The organism is Parazoarcus communis, from assembly GCF_003111665.1.
GTDB classification, from domain to species: Bacteria; Pseudomonadota; Gammaproteobacteria; order Burkholderiales; family Rhodocyclaceae; genus Parazoarcus; species Parazoarcus communis_B.
Map to the genome: position 1 here is coordinate 1,623,804 of NZ_CP022188.1, position 15,903 is coordinate 1,639,706.

A 15,903-nucleotide genomic window follows, 5' to 3' on the forward strand; every position below is an offset into this window, starting at 1 on the left:
AAAATGAGCATGGACAGACGCGAATTCATCAAGGCCAATGCGGTTGCGGCCGCAGCGGCAACGGCGGGCATCAGCATTCCGGTGGTGGCGCAGGCGCAGGCCAAGAACGGCGACGGCACCAAGGTGCGCTGGGACAAGGCAGCCTGCCGCTTCTGCGGTACCGGCTGTTCGGTGCTGGTCGGCGTGCAGAACGGTCGCATCGTGGCCACTCAGGGCGACCCGGATGCACCGGTTAACCGCGGCCTGAACTGCATCAAGGGCTATTTCCTGTCGAAGATCATGTACGGCGACGACCGCCTGACCAAGCCGCTGCTGCGCATGAAGGGTGGCAAGTACGACAAGAACGGCGAGTTCACGCCGATCTCGTGGGATCAGGCCTTCGACATCATGGCCGACAAGTGGAAGGCCGCGATCAAGACCCACGGCGCCGACTCGATCGCGATGTTCGGTTCCGGGCAATGGACGGTGTGGGAAGGCTATGCCGCCGCCAAACTGTACAAGGCCGGCTTCCGCACCAACAACCTCGACCCCAATGCGCGTCACTGCATGGCGTCGGCTGTTACCGGCTTCATGCGTACCTTCGGCATCGATGAGCCGATGGGCTGCTACGACGACATCGAGAACGCCGACAGCTTCGTGCTGTGGGGCTCGAACATGGCCGAGATGCACCCCATCCTGTGGAGCCGCATCACCGACCGCCGGCTGTCCAAGGAAGGCACCGAGGTTCATGTGCTGTCGACCTTCGAGCATCGTTCCTACGAGCTCGCCGACAACCCCATGATCTTCGTGCCCAACACCGATCTGGCGATCCTGAACTACATCTGCAACTACATCATCCAGAACAAGAAGGTGAACACCGAGTTCGTCAACCGCAACGTCAATTTCAAGATGGGCGAGACGGATATCGGTTTCGGACTGCGTCCGAACCATGTGCTGGAAGCAAAAGCCACCAATAACGGCTATCCGGGCGCGGACGGCAAGCCCAAGGGCAATGCCAGCGCGGCCAAGGACATCACGTTCGACGAGTTCGCCAAGTTCGTCTCCGAGTACACTGCCGAGAAGGTGTCCAAGCTCTCCGGCGTGCCGGTCGCGAACCTGCAGCGCATGGCTGAAACCTATGCCGACCCGAACCGCAAGGTGGTGTCGTTCTGGACCATGGGCTTCAACCAGCACACCCGCGGTACCTGGGTGAACAACATGATCTACAACGTGCACCTGCTTGTGGGCAAGATCTCGGAGCCGGGCAACAGCCCGTTTTCGCTCACGGGTCAGCCCTCGGCCTGTGGCACGGCGCGCGAGGTGGGTACTTTTGCCCACCGTCTGCCCGCAGACATGGTGGTCGGCAACCCGATGCACCGCGCGATCGCCGAAGAGATCTGGAAGCTGCCGGAAGGCACGATTCCGTCCAAGGTCGGCCTCCACGCCGTGGCCCAGAGTCGCGCGCTCAAGGACGGCAAGGTCAAGTGCTACTGGACCTCGACCACCAACAACATGCAGGCCGGCCCCAACATCAACGACGAGGTCTATCCGGGCTGGCGCAACGAAGAGGCCTTCGTGGTGGTGTCGGACGTCTATCCGACGGTGTCCGCGATGTCGGCCGACCTGATCCTGCCCTCGGCGATGTGGACCGAGAAGGAAGGGGCTTACGGCAACGCCGAGCGCCGCACCCAGTTCTGGCGTCAGCAGGTGGCGCCGCCGGGTGAGGCGAAGAGCGATCTGTGGCAGTACATCGAGTTCGCGAAGCGCTTCAAGGTCGAGGAAGTGTGGCCGGCCGAACTCATCGCCAAGATGCCGCAGTACAAGGGCAAGACCCTGTACGACGTGCTCTACGCCAACGGCCAGGTGAACAAGTTCCCGCTGTCCGACATCGAGAAGGCGAACAGCCACGCGATCAAGGGCTACACCAACGACGAGTCGAAGGCGCTGGGCTACTACCTGCAGAAGGGCCTGTTCGAGGAGTACGCACGTTTCGGCCGTGGCCACGGTCACGACCTCGCCGATTTCGACATGTATCACAAGGCGCGCGGTCTGCGCTGGCCGGTGGTCGACGGCAAGGAAACCCTGTGGCGCTTCCGCGAGGGCTACGACCCGTACGTCAAGACTGGCGAGGGGGTGAAGTTCTACGGCCACAAGGACAACAAGGCCGTGGTGTTCGCGCTGCCCTACCAGGATCCCCCGGAGATGCCGGACAAGGATTTCGACATGTGGTTGTGTACCGGTCGTGTGCTCGAGCACTGGCACACCGGTTCGATGACCCGTCGCGTGCCCGAGCTGCACCGCTCGGTGCCCGAGGCCCAGGTCTTCATGCACCCGGACGACGCGAGCAAGCGGGGTCTGCAGCGTGGCATGGCGGTGAAAGTGGCTTCGCGTCGTGGCGAGATCGTCGCCCGGCTCGAAACCCGCGGCCGCAACAAGCCGCCGGTGGGCCTGATCTTCGTGCCCTTCTTCGATGAAGGCCGCCTGGTCAACAAGCTCACGCTCGATGCCACCTGCCCGATCTCGAAGGAAACCGACTTCAAGAAGTGCGCAGTCAAGGTCACCAAGGCCTGAAACCACGAGGCGTGAGCCTGACGTCTGCGGTGCCGATGGGGCACTGCAGGCGGCCAGGCAAACACGACAATCATGAGTAAAACCCAGAATACGTCCGCTTCCGCGCCTGCCGGCACCGGCCCTGCCAAGTCACGTCGCCGCTTCCTCAAGGATGCGGCCGGCGTGGCAGGTGGGGCGGGTCTGCTCGCGCTCGGGACCGGTCTGTATTCCCGACAGGCTTCGGCGCTGCCGGCCACGGCGATTCGTCCGCCCGGCGCGCTGGCCGAAGCCGATTTTCTGGCCGCCTGTGTGCGTTGCGGCCTGTGCGTGCGCGACTGTCCCTACGACACGCTCAAGCTGGCGGTACTCGGCGACAGCGTGGCCACCGGCACCCCTTACTTCGAAGCACGCAGGATTCCGTGCGAGATGTGTGAGGACATTCCCTGTGTGGCAGCGTGCCCGACGGGTGCGCTCGATCGCGGGCTGAGCGAGATCGGTGAGGCGCGCATGGGCCTCGCGGTGCTGATCGACCAGGAGAACTGTCTCAATTTCCTCGGTCTGCGCTGCGATGTCTGCTACCGGGTGTGCCCGGTGATCGACAAGGCCATCACGCTGGAGCTGGTGCATAACCCGCGCTCCGATCGTCACGCCATGCTGTTGCCGACGGTGCACTCGGATGCCTGCACCGGCTGTGGCAAGTGCGAGCGTTCCTGCGTGTTGCCTGGCGAGTCCGCCATCAAGGTGTTGCCGCTCAGGCTGGCGCAGGGTTCCAAGGCGGAGCACTACCGCCGCGGATGGGAAGAGAAGGCCGAAGCGGGCGGCTCCCTGATCGGCGATCAGCTCGAGATGCCGGTGCGTGGGCTCGAAGGCAAGGCGTATGGCGACACCCGCGTAGGACCGGGCGAAGCGCCTGCTGCAGCTGGCAAGCCCGGGATCGACTCGGGGTGGAAGCCATGAGCGCGCACCCTCCAACCCGTGGTGCGGTGCCGCCGACCAGCGTGCGTGGTGCCGCGATGCGCGGCGTGGTCGCACGCCCCGGCGCTGAAGCCATCGAGGCCAAGGGCTGGTGGATCGCCCACAAATGGCTGCTGCTGCGACGTGTCAGCCAACTCGGCATTCTGGCGCTGTTCATGGTCGGGCCCTGGTTCGGCTGGTGGGTCGTCAAGGGTAATCTGGCCTCGAGTCTGACCCTGGGCGTGCTGCCGCTGACCGATCCCTTTCTGATCGCACAGCAGGCCGCTGCCGGGCACTGGCCGTATCGCGAAGCGCTGGTCGGTGGCGGGATCGTGCTCGCTTTCTACCTTCTGCTGGGCGGCCGGATGTTCTGCGCCTGGGTGTGCCCGGTCAATCTGGTGACGGATGCTGCGGCCTGGCTGCGGCGACGGCTTGGCCTCAAGGGCGGCAAGGTGCCCTCGGCCAACACACGTTACTGGCTGCTCGGCTTCGTGCTGGTGCTGGCCGCCATGACCGGTTCGCTGGCGTGGGAGTGGGTGAACCCGGTGTCGATGTTCCATCGCGGGCTGATCTTCGGATTCGGTCTGTCGTGGGGCATCGTCGGCGGCATCTTCTTCTACGACCTGCTGATCGCGCCGCGTGGCTGGTGTGGCCATCTGTGTCCGCAGGGCGCTTTCTATGGACTGATCGGCAAGAGCGCAATGCTGCGCGTCTCGGCCAACCGGCGCAGTACCTGCAACGACTGCATGGACTGCTTCGCAGTCTGCCCCGAACCTCAGGTCATTCGTCCCGCGCTCAAGGGCGTGGGGCAGGACCATCCGCTGATCCTCGATGGCGACTGCACTACATGTGGCCGCTGCATCGATGTCTGTGGCAAGGACGTTTTCCGTATTTCGACACGATTTGACAGGAGCGAGTCATGAACAAAAAGACCCGACAAATTGCACTCGCGCTGATGGTCGCACTGGGCCTGAGCGCGGCCGCTGTGCCAGTCGGCGCGCAAAACGTCAGCAGCATCCGCGGCGCGGACGTTTCGACCAACGAGTTGCCGGCTGGCAGTTTCAAGCCGGTGCCCGACCAGCCGCCGATCCAGCGCGACTATGTGCAGCAGCCGCCCTTGATTCCGCACAAGGTGGAAGGCTACGAATTGACCAAGAATTTCAACCGCTGCATGGATTGCCATGCGTGGAGCCGCTACAAGGAGACCGGGGCGACCAAGGTCAGCCTGACGCACTTCAAGGATCGCGACGGTGGTGAGCTGTCCAACATTTCACCGCGGCGCTATTTCTGCATGCAGTGTCACGTGCCGCAGATGGATGCCAAGCCGCTTGTCGGCAATACCTTCCAACGCGCCGAGGGCCTGCGCTAAGGCCGTCTGACCGGGGATAGACATGACTGAAAAAAAGGGAATGCGGCAGAGGCTGCGTAACGCCGGCTGGGGCGCCATCGTGCTGCTCTTTGCTGCCGGCATCGTGTTCTGGGGCGGCTTCAACTGGGCCTTGGAAATGACCAACACGGAGAAGTTCTGCATTTCGTGCCACGAGATGGAGGACAACGTGTTTCAGGAGTATCGCAACACGATCCACTACCAGAACCGCACCGGCGTGCGTGCGACCTGCCCGGACTGCCATGTGCCCAAGGAGTGGGGGCCGAAGATGATCCGCAAGATCAAGGCGTCAAGGGAGGTCTATGGAAAGATCATGGGTACGATCAATACCCGCGAGAAGTTCCAGGACGAGCGGCTGCGTCTGGCACAGAACGAGTGGCGGCGGATGAAGGCCAACAACTCGCAGGAATGCCGTAACTGCCATAACTACGAGTACTTCGATTACTCGGTTCAGGGCCGGCGCTCCAACCAGATGCACCAGGCCGGGCTGGCCGAGGGCAAGACCTGCATCGACTGCCACAAGGGCATTGCCCACTCCCTGCCTGCAGTGGATCAGAGCATCGGCGCCGATCATGGCGGAGTCGCCCCCGAGGTCTTCCACCCCACGGCACCGAAGGCTGAATAAGACCTACCCTTCGTCAGCAGCCTCCGGCCCGGCACGCAGTCGACGACTGTCGTGCCGGGCCGGAGGCGTTCAAGGCGTCCCGAAACGCGGCAATTTTGTCGTGTGAGCGGGTTTATAAGCAGAAAACGTTTCAGCCAGCGCCGTGCTGTGGTTCAATCCGTCCCCATGCTCGAAGCCGACAATCTTGCCTGCCTGAAAGGCGACCGCCTGCTGTTTCGTGGCCTCGCCCTGCGCCTGGCGGCGGGTGAGCTGCTGCGGATTGCCGGCCCTAACGGGGTGGGCAAGACCAGCCTGTTGCGTCTCGTCTCCGGGCTCGCGCTGGCCGAGGCGGGAGAAGTGCGCTGGAAGGGGACGGCCATCGGCCGCGACCGCGAGGCATTTCATCGCGACCTGCTCTACCTTGGTCATGCGCCTGCACTCAACGACATGCTCACCCCGCTTGAGAACCTGCAGTTCGCAATTGCGGCCTCGGGCGACGATGCCGACGCCGAAACCTGCATGCAGGCGCTGGTGCGCATCGGCCTTGCCAACCAGCTCGATCTGCCTGCGCGGGTGCTTTCCCAGGGACAGCGCCGCAGGGTGGGGCTGGCACGCCTGTTTCTGTCGGGACGGCGGCCCCTGTGGGTGCTGGACGAACCGTTTACCGCGCTGGATGTGGGTGCCGTCGAGGACCTGGCGGGCACGCTGTCGGATCATTGCACGTCCGGCGGCATGGTGATGCTTACGACGCACCAGGACGCACCGTTTGCGGTGCCGCCAAAAGTGCTCGATGTCGGGGCGTTTGCGTGCTGAGCACCTTTTTTGCCGTTCTGCGCCGCGACCTGTTGCTGGCCTGGCGGGGCCGGGCCGACGTCATGGTGACGCTGGCCTTCTTCGTCATCGTGGTGTGCCTCTTCCCGTTTGGCGTCGGCGCCGAGCCCAACCTGTTGCGGGCGATTGCACCGGGTGTGCTGTGGGTGGCTGCCTTGCTCGCCTGCCTGCTGTCGCTGCACCGCCTGTTTGCGCAGGACTACGCAGACGGAACTTTGGAGCAATTGCTTCTGTCCAGTGAGCCGGCGGTGCTGTGGGTGCTGGCGAAGGTGCTGGCGTTCTGGCTCACCACCGGTCTGCCCGTCGTGGTGGTGGCACCCGGCCTGGCGCTGTTACTTGACCTTGAGCAAGGCGCCTTGCCGGTGCTGGTCTTAAGTTTGGCGCTGGGTACGCCGATCCTCGCCTTGCTGGGCGCGGTCGGTGCAGCGCTGACACTGGGTGTTCGGGGTGGCGGCATGTTGCTGGCACTGCTGATCCTGCCGCTGTTCGTGCCGGTGCTGATTTTCGGTGCCGGTGCGGTGGAGGCCGAGGCTTCCGGTACGGGCGCTGTGGCGCATCTGCTGCTGCTCGGCGGCGGGCTTGCCGGGGCCCTCGCTCTGGCACCGCTGGCGTGCGCTGCATCCTTGCGCATTTCGACTGAATGATCTGACATGGCCTCTGGCCCAAACGACCAAGACACTCGCATGAACTCAAGTCCGCGTGGTCCCAGCCTGCTCCGTTTTGCCGCTCCCCAGAATTTCTATCCTCTGGCCGGGCGTTTGGCGCCCTGGTTTGCGGCGATCGCCGCCGTGCTTACGCTGGTGGGATTGTGGCTGGCGTTTTTCGTGGCGCCGGTCGATGCGACCCAGGGTAACGTGTATCGCGTCATCTTCATCCACGTGCCGGCGGCATGGATGTCGATGTTCATCTACCTGGTGATGGCTTTCTGGTCCGCCGTGGGGCTGGTGATGAACACCCGGCTGTCTTTCGTCATGAGTCAGGCGCTGGCGCCGACCGGCGCGATGTTCTGTTTCGTGGCCTTGTGGACCGGTGCCTTGTGGGGGCGGCCGACCTGGGGTGCCTACTGGGTGTGGGATGCGCGCCTGACCTCGCAGCTGCTGCTGCTGTTCCTCTACTTCGGTTTCATCGCGCTGACCCGTGCCATTGAGGACCCGCGCCGCGGCGATCGTGCTGGCGCCATCATCGCGCTGGTCGGGGCTGTTAACGTCCCAGTCATCTACTTTTCGGTTAAATGGTGGAACACCCTGCATCAGGGCGCCTCGGTCAGCCTGACCAAGGCGCCGTCGATGGCCACCACCATGCTGGCCGGCATGCTGGTGCTGGCGTTTGCCTCCTGGGCCTACACCCTGGCGGTGACCCTGTGGCGGGTGCGGCCGATGATTCTGGAGCGCGAGCGCCACACCGAATGGGTGGGCGCGATGCTCGACCGTGAAGGAGGGGGCAAGTGATGCAGTGGGAGTCGTGGTCTGCATTCTGGGACATGGGTGGCGCAGGCTTTTTCGTCTGGGGCAGCTATGGCGTGACATTTGCCGTGATCGGGCTGGAACTTGTATTGGTGTTGCAGCGTCGGAAGGAGACCGTGAAGCGGCTGTTGCGCTGGCGCCGCGCGGTGGGCAAAGATGGATCGGGGCGCGCTGGCGCCCGCATGGAGTCTTGATATGAAACCCCGTAGCAAACGCATGATGCTGGTCGGTGGTGGCGTGGCGCTGCTCGTTGCAGCCGTGGCGCTGGTGTTGTCCGCTTTTCAGCAGAACCTGGTGTTCTTTCACACGCCGACCGACGTCATGGAGGGCAAGGCGCCCACCGGCAAGACCTTCCGCATTGGCGGCCTGGTCGAGGACGGATCGCTGCAGCGCGAAGCCGACGGGCTCACCGTCCGCTTTGCCATTACCGATACCGCCAAGGTGATCCCGGTCACCTACAAGGGCACGCTCCCCGACCTGTTCAAGGAAGGCAAGGGTGCCGTGATCCAGGGCTCGCTCGGCGCGGACGGTCAGTTCCGCGCCACCGAAGTGCTGGCCAAGCACGACGAGAACTACATGCCGCCCGAAGCCGCGCACGCGGTTGAAGAGGCACAGAAAACCGCCGCGACGGTGAGCCAATGATCCCCGAACTCGGTCACTTTGCCCTTGTCATGGCGCTGGTCCTCGCGCTGGTGCAGGCCGTTGTGCCGCTCGTTGGCGCGTCGCGCAACAATCCGTCCATGATGGCCGTTGCCCGGCCTGCGGCGCAGGGGCAGTTCGTCTTCGTGGTGTTTGCCTTTGCCTGCCTGACCTGGGCTTTCATCAACAGCGATTTCTCGGTTCGACTGGCTGCGGTCAACTCGAACAGCGATACGCCGCTGATGTACAAGATCACCGGCGTGTGGGGCAACCATGAGGGCTCGCTGTTGCTGTGGGCGATGTCGCTGTCGCTATGGACGGTGGCGGTCAGCGTGTTTTCGCGCAGCGTGCCACAGCCGTTTCTGGCGCGGGTCATCGGTGTGCTGGGCTGTGTCAGCGTCGGCTTCATCGCCTTCATGCTGGTGACGTCCAACCCCTTCGACCGCCTGCTGCCGGGTGCGGCGGAGGGGCGTGACCTGAATCCGCTGCTGCAGGATCCGGGCATGATCATTCACCCGCCGCTGCTGTACATGGGCTATGTCGGATTTTCCGTCGCGTTCGCGTTCGCCATTGCGGCACTGCTGACCGGACGCCTGGATGCGGCATGGGCGCGCTGGTCGCGGCCATGGACGATTGCCGCCTGGGTCTTCCTCACCGCCGGCATCATGGTGGGTTCGGCCTGGGCGTATTACGAACTGGGCTGGGGCGGCTGGTGGTTCTGGGATCCGGTGGAAAACGCCTCGTTCATGCCATGGTTGCTGGGAACCGCGCTGATTCATTCGCTCGCGGTGACTGAAAAGCGCGGTGCGTTCCGCAGCTGGACGGTGTTGCTGGCCATCGGCGCATTTTCGCTGTCGCTGCTCGGTACCTTCCTCGTGCGCTCCGGTGTGATCACCAGCGTGCACGCCTTCGCCACCGATCCTGCGCGTGGCATGTTCATTCTCGGTCTGCTGGTGCTGGTGATCGGGGTGTCGCTGCTGCTGTACGCGTGGCGTGCGCCGCGTCTTACCGGTGGCGGCAGCTTCGGCCTCGTTTCGCGCGAAACCACGCTGCTGGGCAATAACGTGCTGTTGGCGGTGGTGTCGGCATCGGTGCTGCTGGGTACGCTGTATCCGCTTTTCCTCGATGCGCTCAACATGGGCAAGATCTCGGTCGGCCCGCCGTACTTTGAGGCGGTTTTCGTGCCGCTGATGACGCCGGTCGTGGTGCTGATGATGTTCGCGCCCTTCCTGCGCTGGAAGAACGACAAAGTGGATGCGGTTGCAAGGCGTCTGGCCCCGGCCGGCGTTGCCAGCATCCTCATTGGCGTGGGCGGGGCATTCGCGATCGGTCATCCGACCTGGCGCACGATGCTTGGGCTCACCCTTGCGGCATGGGTCGTGCTGGCGAGCTTCCAGTTGCTTGCCAGTCGTCTGCGTGAGCGTGCGGGTGCAACGATGTCGAGTCGTCTTTCCACCATCCCCGCTGCATGGTGGGGCATGTGGACTGCACACTTCGGCATTGGCATCTTCATCATTGGCGTGACACTTGTCAGCAGCATCGATGCCAATCTCGACTTGCGCATGAAGGAGGGGGATCGTGCCGATTTTGCCGGTTACAGCTTCAACTTCAAGGGCGTGGAGCGCATTGCCGGACCCAACTACGACGCCTCGCGGGCAACGATCGAGCTGAGCAAGGACGGGAAGCTCGTAGACCTGCTGACGCCGGAGAAACGCGTGTATCGCGCCATGGGCATGCCGATGACCGAAGCCTCCCTCAATATCGGCCCCTTCCGCGATATCTATGCCTCGCTCGGCGAGCAGTTGCCGGAGGGTGACTGGATCGTGAGTCTGCACCGCAAGCCCTTCATCAGCTGGATCTGGGCGGGCTGCATCCTGATGGCACTCGGCGGCATTTTTGCCGCTGCAGATCGTCGTTACCGCCGTCTGGCCGAACGCAGCGCCCCCAAGGGTGCTGCGCAGCAAGCCATTTGAGAAGCATTCATGAAAGCCAAGTTCCTTGTTCCCCTGTTTCTGTTTCTGCTGTTGATCGGATTTCTCGGCTTCGGCCTTACCCTCAACCCACGTGAAGTGCCGTCGCCGCTGATCGACAAGCCGGCGCCGGCGTTCCGGCTCGCACGCCTTGATCAGCCCGAGCAGACCTTTGGTCTCGACGAGATGAAGGGCCAGGTGTGGTTGCTCAACGTATGGGCATCGTGGTGTGTGGCCTGTCGTCAGGAGCACCCGGTGCTGGTCGAGCTTTCCCGCCGCGGCGTGGTGCCCATCGTCGGCCTCAACTACAAGGAAGTGCGTGGCGATGGCGAAATCGACGCCCGCGGCATGGCGCTCGAGGTCGAGACCGGGCAGGCGATCGAGCGCGCGCGTGGCTGGCTGAGCCGTCACGGGAATCCCTATCAGTTGTCGGTGATGGATATCGACGGCAGGGTGGGGATCGATTTCGGCGTCTATGGCGTGCCTGAAACCTTCCTCATCGACCAACAGGGCCGCATCCGCTTCAAGCAGATCGGGCCGGTCACGCCTGAGAATCTGAAAAACGTGCTGATGCCCAAGATCGAGGAGTTGCAGCGTGCAGGCTGAGCGTTTTGTATCGGGGCGGCGCCTTGTCGGGGCCCTGCTCATGGTGTGTGCGTTTGGCAGCGGCGCAATGGTTCATGCCGCCGAGCCAGGCACTGCCACGCCGGTGGTGGCCAATCAGGCGCTCGAGGATGAAGTCCTGGAGCTCTCTCACAAGCTGCGCTGCCTTGTGTGCCAGAACCAGTCGATTGCCGAATCGAACGCGCCCCTGGCGATCGATTTGCGCAATCAGGTGCGTGAGCAGCTCGAAAGCGGCAAGAGCAAGGATGACGTGATCGACTACCTGGTCGAGCGCTACGGTGACTTCGTGCTCTACGAGCCGCCGTTCAAGGCCAGCACGATGCTGCTGTGGGGTGGCCCCGCTGCGCTGCTGATCGGCGGCGCGGGCTGGCTTGCGTTGCGTCTGCGCCGGCGTCAGGCCGAAGCTGCCGCTCAGGAACACCTTTCCACCGCGGAGCGCGATCGTGCCCGCGCACTGCTTGCGGGCGATACGCCCGTAACCGCAGACATCCCGTCTGCCGAGGAGCCCCGTTCGTGATCACCTTCCTGATTGTCGCCGGCCTGTTGGTGGCCGGCGCCTTGCTCATGGTCGTCCCGCCATTGCTCGGGCGCGGTCGTGACGCTTCCGTTACGCCGGCTGCGGCCGATGCCGAGCAGGCCGCGACGGCCATGCTGGTGCTGCGTGAGCAGCTCGCTGATCTTGATGCCGAACGGGCTGCAGGCGGAGTCGACGACGCTACCTATGCGCGCAGCCGCGATGAACTCGAACGCCGTGCGCTGGACGAGGGCAAGGTCATGGCGCCCGGCGCCAGCGCCCGCCCCGCCCGCGTGTGGGCGGTGCTGGTGGGACTCGGTGTGCCGGTGATGGCGGCGATGATCTATCTCTCGGTCGGCACGCCGGACGCGCTCGACCCGCAGAAGGTCGCCGGGCAGCAGACCTTCTCGCCCGAACAGATCAGGGAGATGGTCGGCACGCTCGAGGCCCGTCTGGAGAAGGAGCCCGACAACGTCGAAGGCTGGGCGATGCTCGCCCGCTCCTGGCTGGTGCTGGAGGACTACCCTGAAGCGTCGAAGGCCTACGCACGACTCGCAGAGCTGATTCCGGACAATGCCGATGTGGTTGCCGACTGGGCCGATGTCGTTGCAACCAAGAACGGCAGCATCGTCGGCGAGGCGGAGGCACTGGTCGCGCGTGCGCTCGAGATCGACCCCAATCACGTCAAGTCGCTCGCGCTCGCCGGTACCGCCGCCTATCAACGGGGCGACTTCGCGGCTGCAGCAACACTGTGGGAGCGCATTCTGTCGCGGGTGCCGCCCGGGCAGGAGATCGAAGGCCAGTTGCGTGACAGCATCAACGACGCGCGCGGGAGGGCAGGAATGCCGGCGCTGGCCGCCTCGGCTGGGCAGCAGATGCCGCCTGTACAGGCTGTGGCGAACGGTGAGGGCGCTGCGGACAGCGTACTGAAGATTGCCGGCCGGCTCGATGTTGCCCCCGCGCTGCGCGATCAGGTGCTGGCGGACGACACGGTGTTCGTGTTCGTGCGTGGCGGCGCGGGTGGTCCGCCGATTGCCGCGCTGCGCTTCAAGGGCAGCGAACTGCCGCTCGACTTCACTTTCGACGGTGTTCCCCGCATGTCGGGCAATGCCCCCCTGCCTGAAAAGCTGGCGCTGGCGGTACGGGTGTCCAAATCGGGCGACGTGATGGCCAAGCCGGGCGATCTCGAAGGACGGATCGACGGCCTGTCAGCCGACGCCAGCGGCGTGGCGCTGACCATCGAGAAGGTGCGCGAGTAAGAAGAGGGGCAGCCCCGGGCTCAGGCCTGGGGTTGTTGCTGTGCGGGTGGCGCGACGGCATGCGCCGCGCTTGGGGTCCAGCCCCGGCGTTTAGCCGAGGTATTCGAAGCGGACCCGCTTCACGTTGCACAGCAATTCGTAGGAAATCGTGCCGACACCCGCCGCGATGCGGTTGATCGATATCTGACGGCCCCAGAGCTCGACCCGGCTGCCAATGCCTGCGTCGGGCAGGTCGGTCAGATCCACCGTCATCATGTCCATCGAGACCCGGCCGATCAGGCGGGTGAGCTTTCCATCCACTGCCACCGGCGTCCCTTCGGGCGCGCTGCGTGGATAGCCATCGGCGTAACCCATGGCCACCAGGCCGACACGTGTCGGCACCTCGGCGACGAAGCGGCCGCCGTAGCCCAGCGCTGCGCCCGCGGGAATGTCGCGCACCGCCATGATCTGGCTCTCCAGCGTCATCACCGGAAGCAACCCGTGGTTTTCCTCTGGCATCGGATCGGCGCCATAGAGCAGGATGCCGGGGCGGCCCCAGTCACGGTGCGCGTCCGGCCATCCGAGGATGGCACTGGAGTTGGCCAGGCTGCGCAGCCCGGGCAGGTCGCGGGTGCCAGCGTCGAATGCGGCGATCTGCTCCGCCGTGGTGATGACATCGGGCTCGTCCGCCCGCGCGAAGTGCGTCATCAGCGCGATGTCGGAGACCTTGCCCGTGTCGTTCAGGCGTTGCCAGGCCCTGCGGACCCCGTCGGGCAGGAAGCCGGCGCGGTTCATGCCGGAGTTGACCTTGAGCCAGACGTGCAGCGGTGCGGCCAGGTCCCGGGACGCGATCATCTCGATCTGCAGGTCGTGGTGCACGACCGTCCACAGTTCGTGACGCACGACCTCGTCGAGTTCGGAAGCGTCGAAAACGCCTTCGAGGAGCAGAATCGGATGGGTGATGCCGGCTGCACGCAGTTGCAGCGCCTCGTCCAGAAAGGCGACGGCAAAACCGTCTGCCTCGGCGGCCAGCGCATGTGCGCATTGGACTGCGCCATGCCCATAGGCATTGGCCTTGACCACGGCGAAGGCCCGTCCGCCATGTCGTGATCGTGCAAGCCGGTAGTTGTGACGAAGGGCTTCGAGGTCAATCAGGGCACGGGCGGGACGCATGGACAGGAGCTATCTGGGAAAAAGCGAAATGGTGCGCCAGATCGGAGGTGACTGCAATCCGGCTGCCACATCGCCCCCTACCGGTCAGGACAGGCGGAACCGCTGCACCGCCTGTGTCAGCGCCGCCGCCGAGCGCTCCAGCCCGCCGACTTCCTCGGCGACCTTGCTCGCCGAACCGGCACTGTCCTGTGCCATGTTGGCGATGGCCTCCACCGAAAGTGCAATGGCGCCGGCGCCCTCCCGTTGATCAAGCAGCGAGCGGGCGATGGCCTCGACGACGCGTTCGACCTTGCCCGCCTCGTCGGTGATCTCGGCAATCGAGCCTTCCGCTTCGGCGGCAAGCCGTGTGCCGTTTCCGACCCGGGTCACCGCGTCCTCGATACTGCCGAGCGCCGCGCTGCGACTGTCGCGGATGTCGTCGATCATGGCGGAGATCTCTTCGGTGGCGGCTGAGGTGCGCTCTGCGAGCTTGCGCACCTCGTCGGCAACAACCGCGAATCCCCGGCCCTGCTCGCCCGCACGTGCGGCCTCGATCGCAGCGTTGAGCGCGAGCAGGTTCGTCTGCCCTGCGATGTCCTTGATCAGCCCGACCACCTCGGCCACGCGCTCGGACTGCTTTCCCAGTTGTTCGACGTTGCTCGCCGAATCCCGGATGGTGGCGGCGATGCTGCCGATCTCGTCGAGCGTGGCATTGACGACGCGGGCACCGGCACGCGCTGCCTCGCCCGAGTGGGCGGCGAGTTGCCGGGCCGACTCGGCCTCGTTCGACAGCGTCGAGATCGCGCCGGTGAGGCCTTCGATCTGGGTCGACATGCCGAACGTGGCTTGCCGCTGGCGCTGCATCAGTTCCGCGACCACGCCGGACTGGCGGTCGAGCGAGCGGGCGCTTCCCGCCACCGCGCTCGCCTCGCGTTCGACCTGTGTGAGCGTGCTGCCGAGTTCGGAGCGCATCTTCGCCACAAGTCCGAGCAGGCCGTCAGCGGTCTGGGTGGCAGCACCGGCACGCAGGTCGCCTTCGCCGATCCGCGTTGCCAGTTCCGCAACCCGGGCCGATTCGACGGCTTCGCGCTGCAGGCTGACCGCCATGTACATCAGCATGCCTGCCTCGACGACCACAAAGGCGGCATGAAGCACGACGCGGCCCAGTCCGGTCGATCCCTCGAATACATAGACCCCCCAGTTGAGGGCCTGAAGGTAATTGAAGCTCAGGTGATGAACCGCGATCAGCAGCGCAGCGGCGAGGATGGGACGCCAGTCACGGTAGTAAAGCAGGAAGGCAAGCAGCGCGAAGATGCTGAAATGCACCTCGGTGAGGCCTTGCGTCTGCTGAATGGCCAGTGCTGAGAACACCATCAGGGCACAGGCGACGGCGATCCGGCTGACGAGCGTACCGGGTCCGAGTCGATGTATCAGCGCCGGAATGGCGAGTGCGGGCAGTCCGACCGCGAGCGCGATCGACCACGTACCGGTGGCACCCGCCACCCCGAGGGTGATCAGCAGCAGCGCAGCGAGCGTGACCAGCATGACGCGGTCCGCGTGAATCCGGTAGGAGCTCAGAAGGTCATCAGTCGTCATCGTCGTGATCCGGTGGGGAAGCAGGGTGGAAACGCTTTCGACTCATCGCGTGAAGCATGCCGTACCCGGCGGAGCGTCCATCATCGACGCCCCCAGCAGCGCTGCGCTGTAGGCCAGCCAGGCTGCGAGAATGCACCATGCCCAGGCGGCAGGCAGGCGCTTTCCCTTGTTGAGCTTGCTCTGGTTCAGGTCCATGGCCGTGTATTCCTTTCGGTGTATGCAGGCACGTCGAATGAAGAGAGGCAGAGTATGACTTTTTGTCTAGGACAAATCACCAAAAATTTTGTCGATGCGGTATTCGGGACTGACGTGTATGCGAATGCAATGGAGCCTGGGGCAAGGCGCTTTCGGCTGTTTCGGGAGCCTGTTTGAGCTGGCGCAATTCCGCTGAAGATACGGCTA

Annotated in this window: 17 protein-coding genes; 14 read left to right on the plus strand and 3 right to left on the minus strand. The window is 64.5% G+C overall.

The window, feature by feature from the left end:
* Positions 1-3 precede the first annotated feature (3 nt).
* From napA to ccmI, 14 genes are all read left to right on the plus strand, one after another.
* Positions 4-2,550, plus strand: coding sequence for a nitrate reductase catalytic subunit NapA (napA, locus tag CEW87_RS07375; protein ID WP_108977012.1), 2,547 nt, complete (start codon positions 4-6; stop codon positions 2,548-2,550).
* A gap of 72 nt (positions 2,551-2,622) precedes the next feature.
* The gene (napG, locus tag CEW87_RS07380) at positions 2,623-3,486 is read left to right on the plus strand and encodes a ferredoxin-type protein NapG (protein ID WP_108972100.1); all 864 of its coding nucleotides are present in this window, start codon (positions 2,623-2,625) and stop codon (positions 3,484-3,486) included.
* Positions 3,483-4,406, plus strand: a complete 924-nt coding sequence (napH, locus tag CEW87_RS07385; protein WP_108972101.1) for a quinol dehydrogenase ferredoxin subunit NapH — start codon at positions 3,483-3,485, stop codon at positions 4,404-4,406. The genes napG and napH overlap by 4 nt, the downstream gene beginning before the upstream one ends.
* Positions 4,403-4,852, plus strand: a complete 450-nt coding sequence (locus CEW87_RS07390) for a nitrate reductase cytochrome c-type subunit (protein WP_108972102.1) — start codon at positions 4,403-4,405, stop codon at positions 4,850-4,852. The genes napH and CEW87_RS07390 overlap by 4 nt, the downstream gene beginning before the upstream one ends.
* A gap of 22 nt (positions 4,853-4,874) precedes the next feature.
* Complete coding sequence (locus tag CEW87_RS07395) at positions 4,875-5,495, plus strand: NapC/NirT family cytochrome c (RefSeq protein WP_108972103.1); 621 nt, start codon at positions 4,875-4,877, stop codon at positions 5,493-5,495.
* A gap of 165 nt (positions 5,496-5,660) precedes the next feature.
* The gene (ccmA, locus tag CEW87_RS07400) at positions 5,661-6,287 is read left to right on the plus strand and encodes a cytochrome c biogenesis heme-transporting ATPase CcmA (protein ID WP_108972104.1); all 627 of its coding nucleotides are present in this window, start codon (positions 5,661-5,663) and stop codon (positions 6,285-6,287) included.
* Complete coding sequence (gene ccmB, locus CEW87_RS07405; protein WP_108972105.1) at positions 6,281-6,949, plus strand: heme exporter protein CcmB; 669 nt, start codon at positions 6,281-6,283, stop codon at positions 6,947-6,949. Before ccmA ends, ccmB begins: the two co-directional genes overlap by 7 nt.
* A gap of 39 nt (positions 6,950-6,988) precedes the next feature.
* On the plus strand, positions 6,989-7,753 hold the full coding sequence (gene ccmC, locus CEW87_RS07410) for a heme ABC transporter permease CcmC (protein ID WP_108977014.1): 765 nt from the start codon (positions 6,989-6,991) through the stop codon (positions 7,751-7,753).
* Entirely contained in the window at positions 7,753-7,962 is a 210-nt protein-coding gene (gene ccmD, locus CEW87_RS07415) for a heme exporter protein CcmD (RefSeq protein ID WP_108972106.1), read from the plus strand. The genes ccmC and ccmD overlap by 1 nt, the downstream gene beginning before the upstream one ends.
* 1 nt (position 7,963) lies before the next feature.
* Entirely contained in the window at positions 7,964-8,410 is a 447-nt protein-coding gene (ccmE, locus tag CEW87_RS07420; RefSeq protein WP_108950201.1) for a cytochrome c maturation protein CcmE, read from the plus strand.
* Positions 8,407-10,380 carry a heme lyase CcmF/NrfE family subunit gene (locus CEW87_RS07425; RefSeq protein WP_108972107.1) on the plus strand — a complete coding sequence of 658 codons (1,974 nt, stop codon included), beginning with the start codon at positions 8,407-8,409 and terminating at the stop codon, positions 10,378-10,380. Before ccmE ends, CEW87_RS07425 begins: the two co-directional genes overlap by 4 nt.
* Positions 10,381-10,389: 9 nt before the next feature.
* Positions 10,390-10,983 carry a DsbE family thiol:disulfide interchange protein gene (locus CEW87_RS07430; RefSeq protein ID WP_108972108.1) on the plus strand — a complete coding sequence of 198 codons (594 nt, stop codon included), beginning with the start codon at positions 10,390-10,392 and terminating at the stop codon, positions 10,981-10,983.
* A 40-nt stretch (positions 10,984-11,023) separates the two neighbouring features.
* Complete coding sequence (locus CEW87_RS07435) at positions 11,024-11,518, plus strand: cytochrome c-type biogenesis protein (RefSeq protein WP_108977016.1); 495 nt, start codon at positions 11,024-11,026, stop codon at positions 11,516-11,518.
* Complete coding sequence (gene ccmI, locus CEW87_RS07440) at positions 11,515-12,774, plus strand: c-type cytochrome biogenesis protein CcmI (RefSeq protein ID WP_108972109.1); 1,260 nt, start codon at positions 11,515-11,517, stop codon at positions 12,772-12,774. Before CEW87_RS07435 ends, ccmI begins: the two co-directional genes overlap by 4 nt.
* Positions 12,775-12,864: 90 nt before the next feature.
* On the opposite strand, the gene alr is transcribed toward ccmI, so the two are convergent.
* From alr to CEW87_RS22375, 3 genes are all read right to left on the minus strand, one after another.
* Positions 12,865-13,926: an alanine racemase gene (gene alr / locus CEW87_RS07445; protein ID WP_108972110.1), complete on the minus strand. Its 1,062-nt coding sequence runs from the start codon at positions 13,924-13,926 to the stop codon at positions 12,865-12,867.
* An 84-nt stretch (positions 13,927-14,010) separates the two neighbouring features.
* Entirely contained in the window at positions 14,011-15,501 is a 1,491-nt protein-coding gene (locus tag CEW87_RS07450) for a methyl-accepting chemotaxis protein (RefSeq protein ID WP_108972111.1), read from the minus strand.
* A gap of 42 nt (positions 15,502-15,543) precedes the next feature.
* Entirely contained in the window at positions 15,544-15,696 is a 153-nt protein-coding gene (locus CEW87_RS22375; protein ID WP_159098111.1) for a hypothetical protein, read from the minus strand.
* Positions 15,697-15,903: the final 207 nt, after the last annotated feature.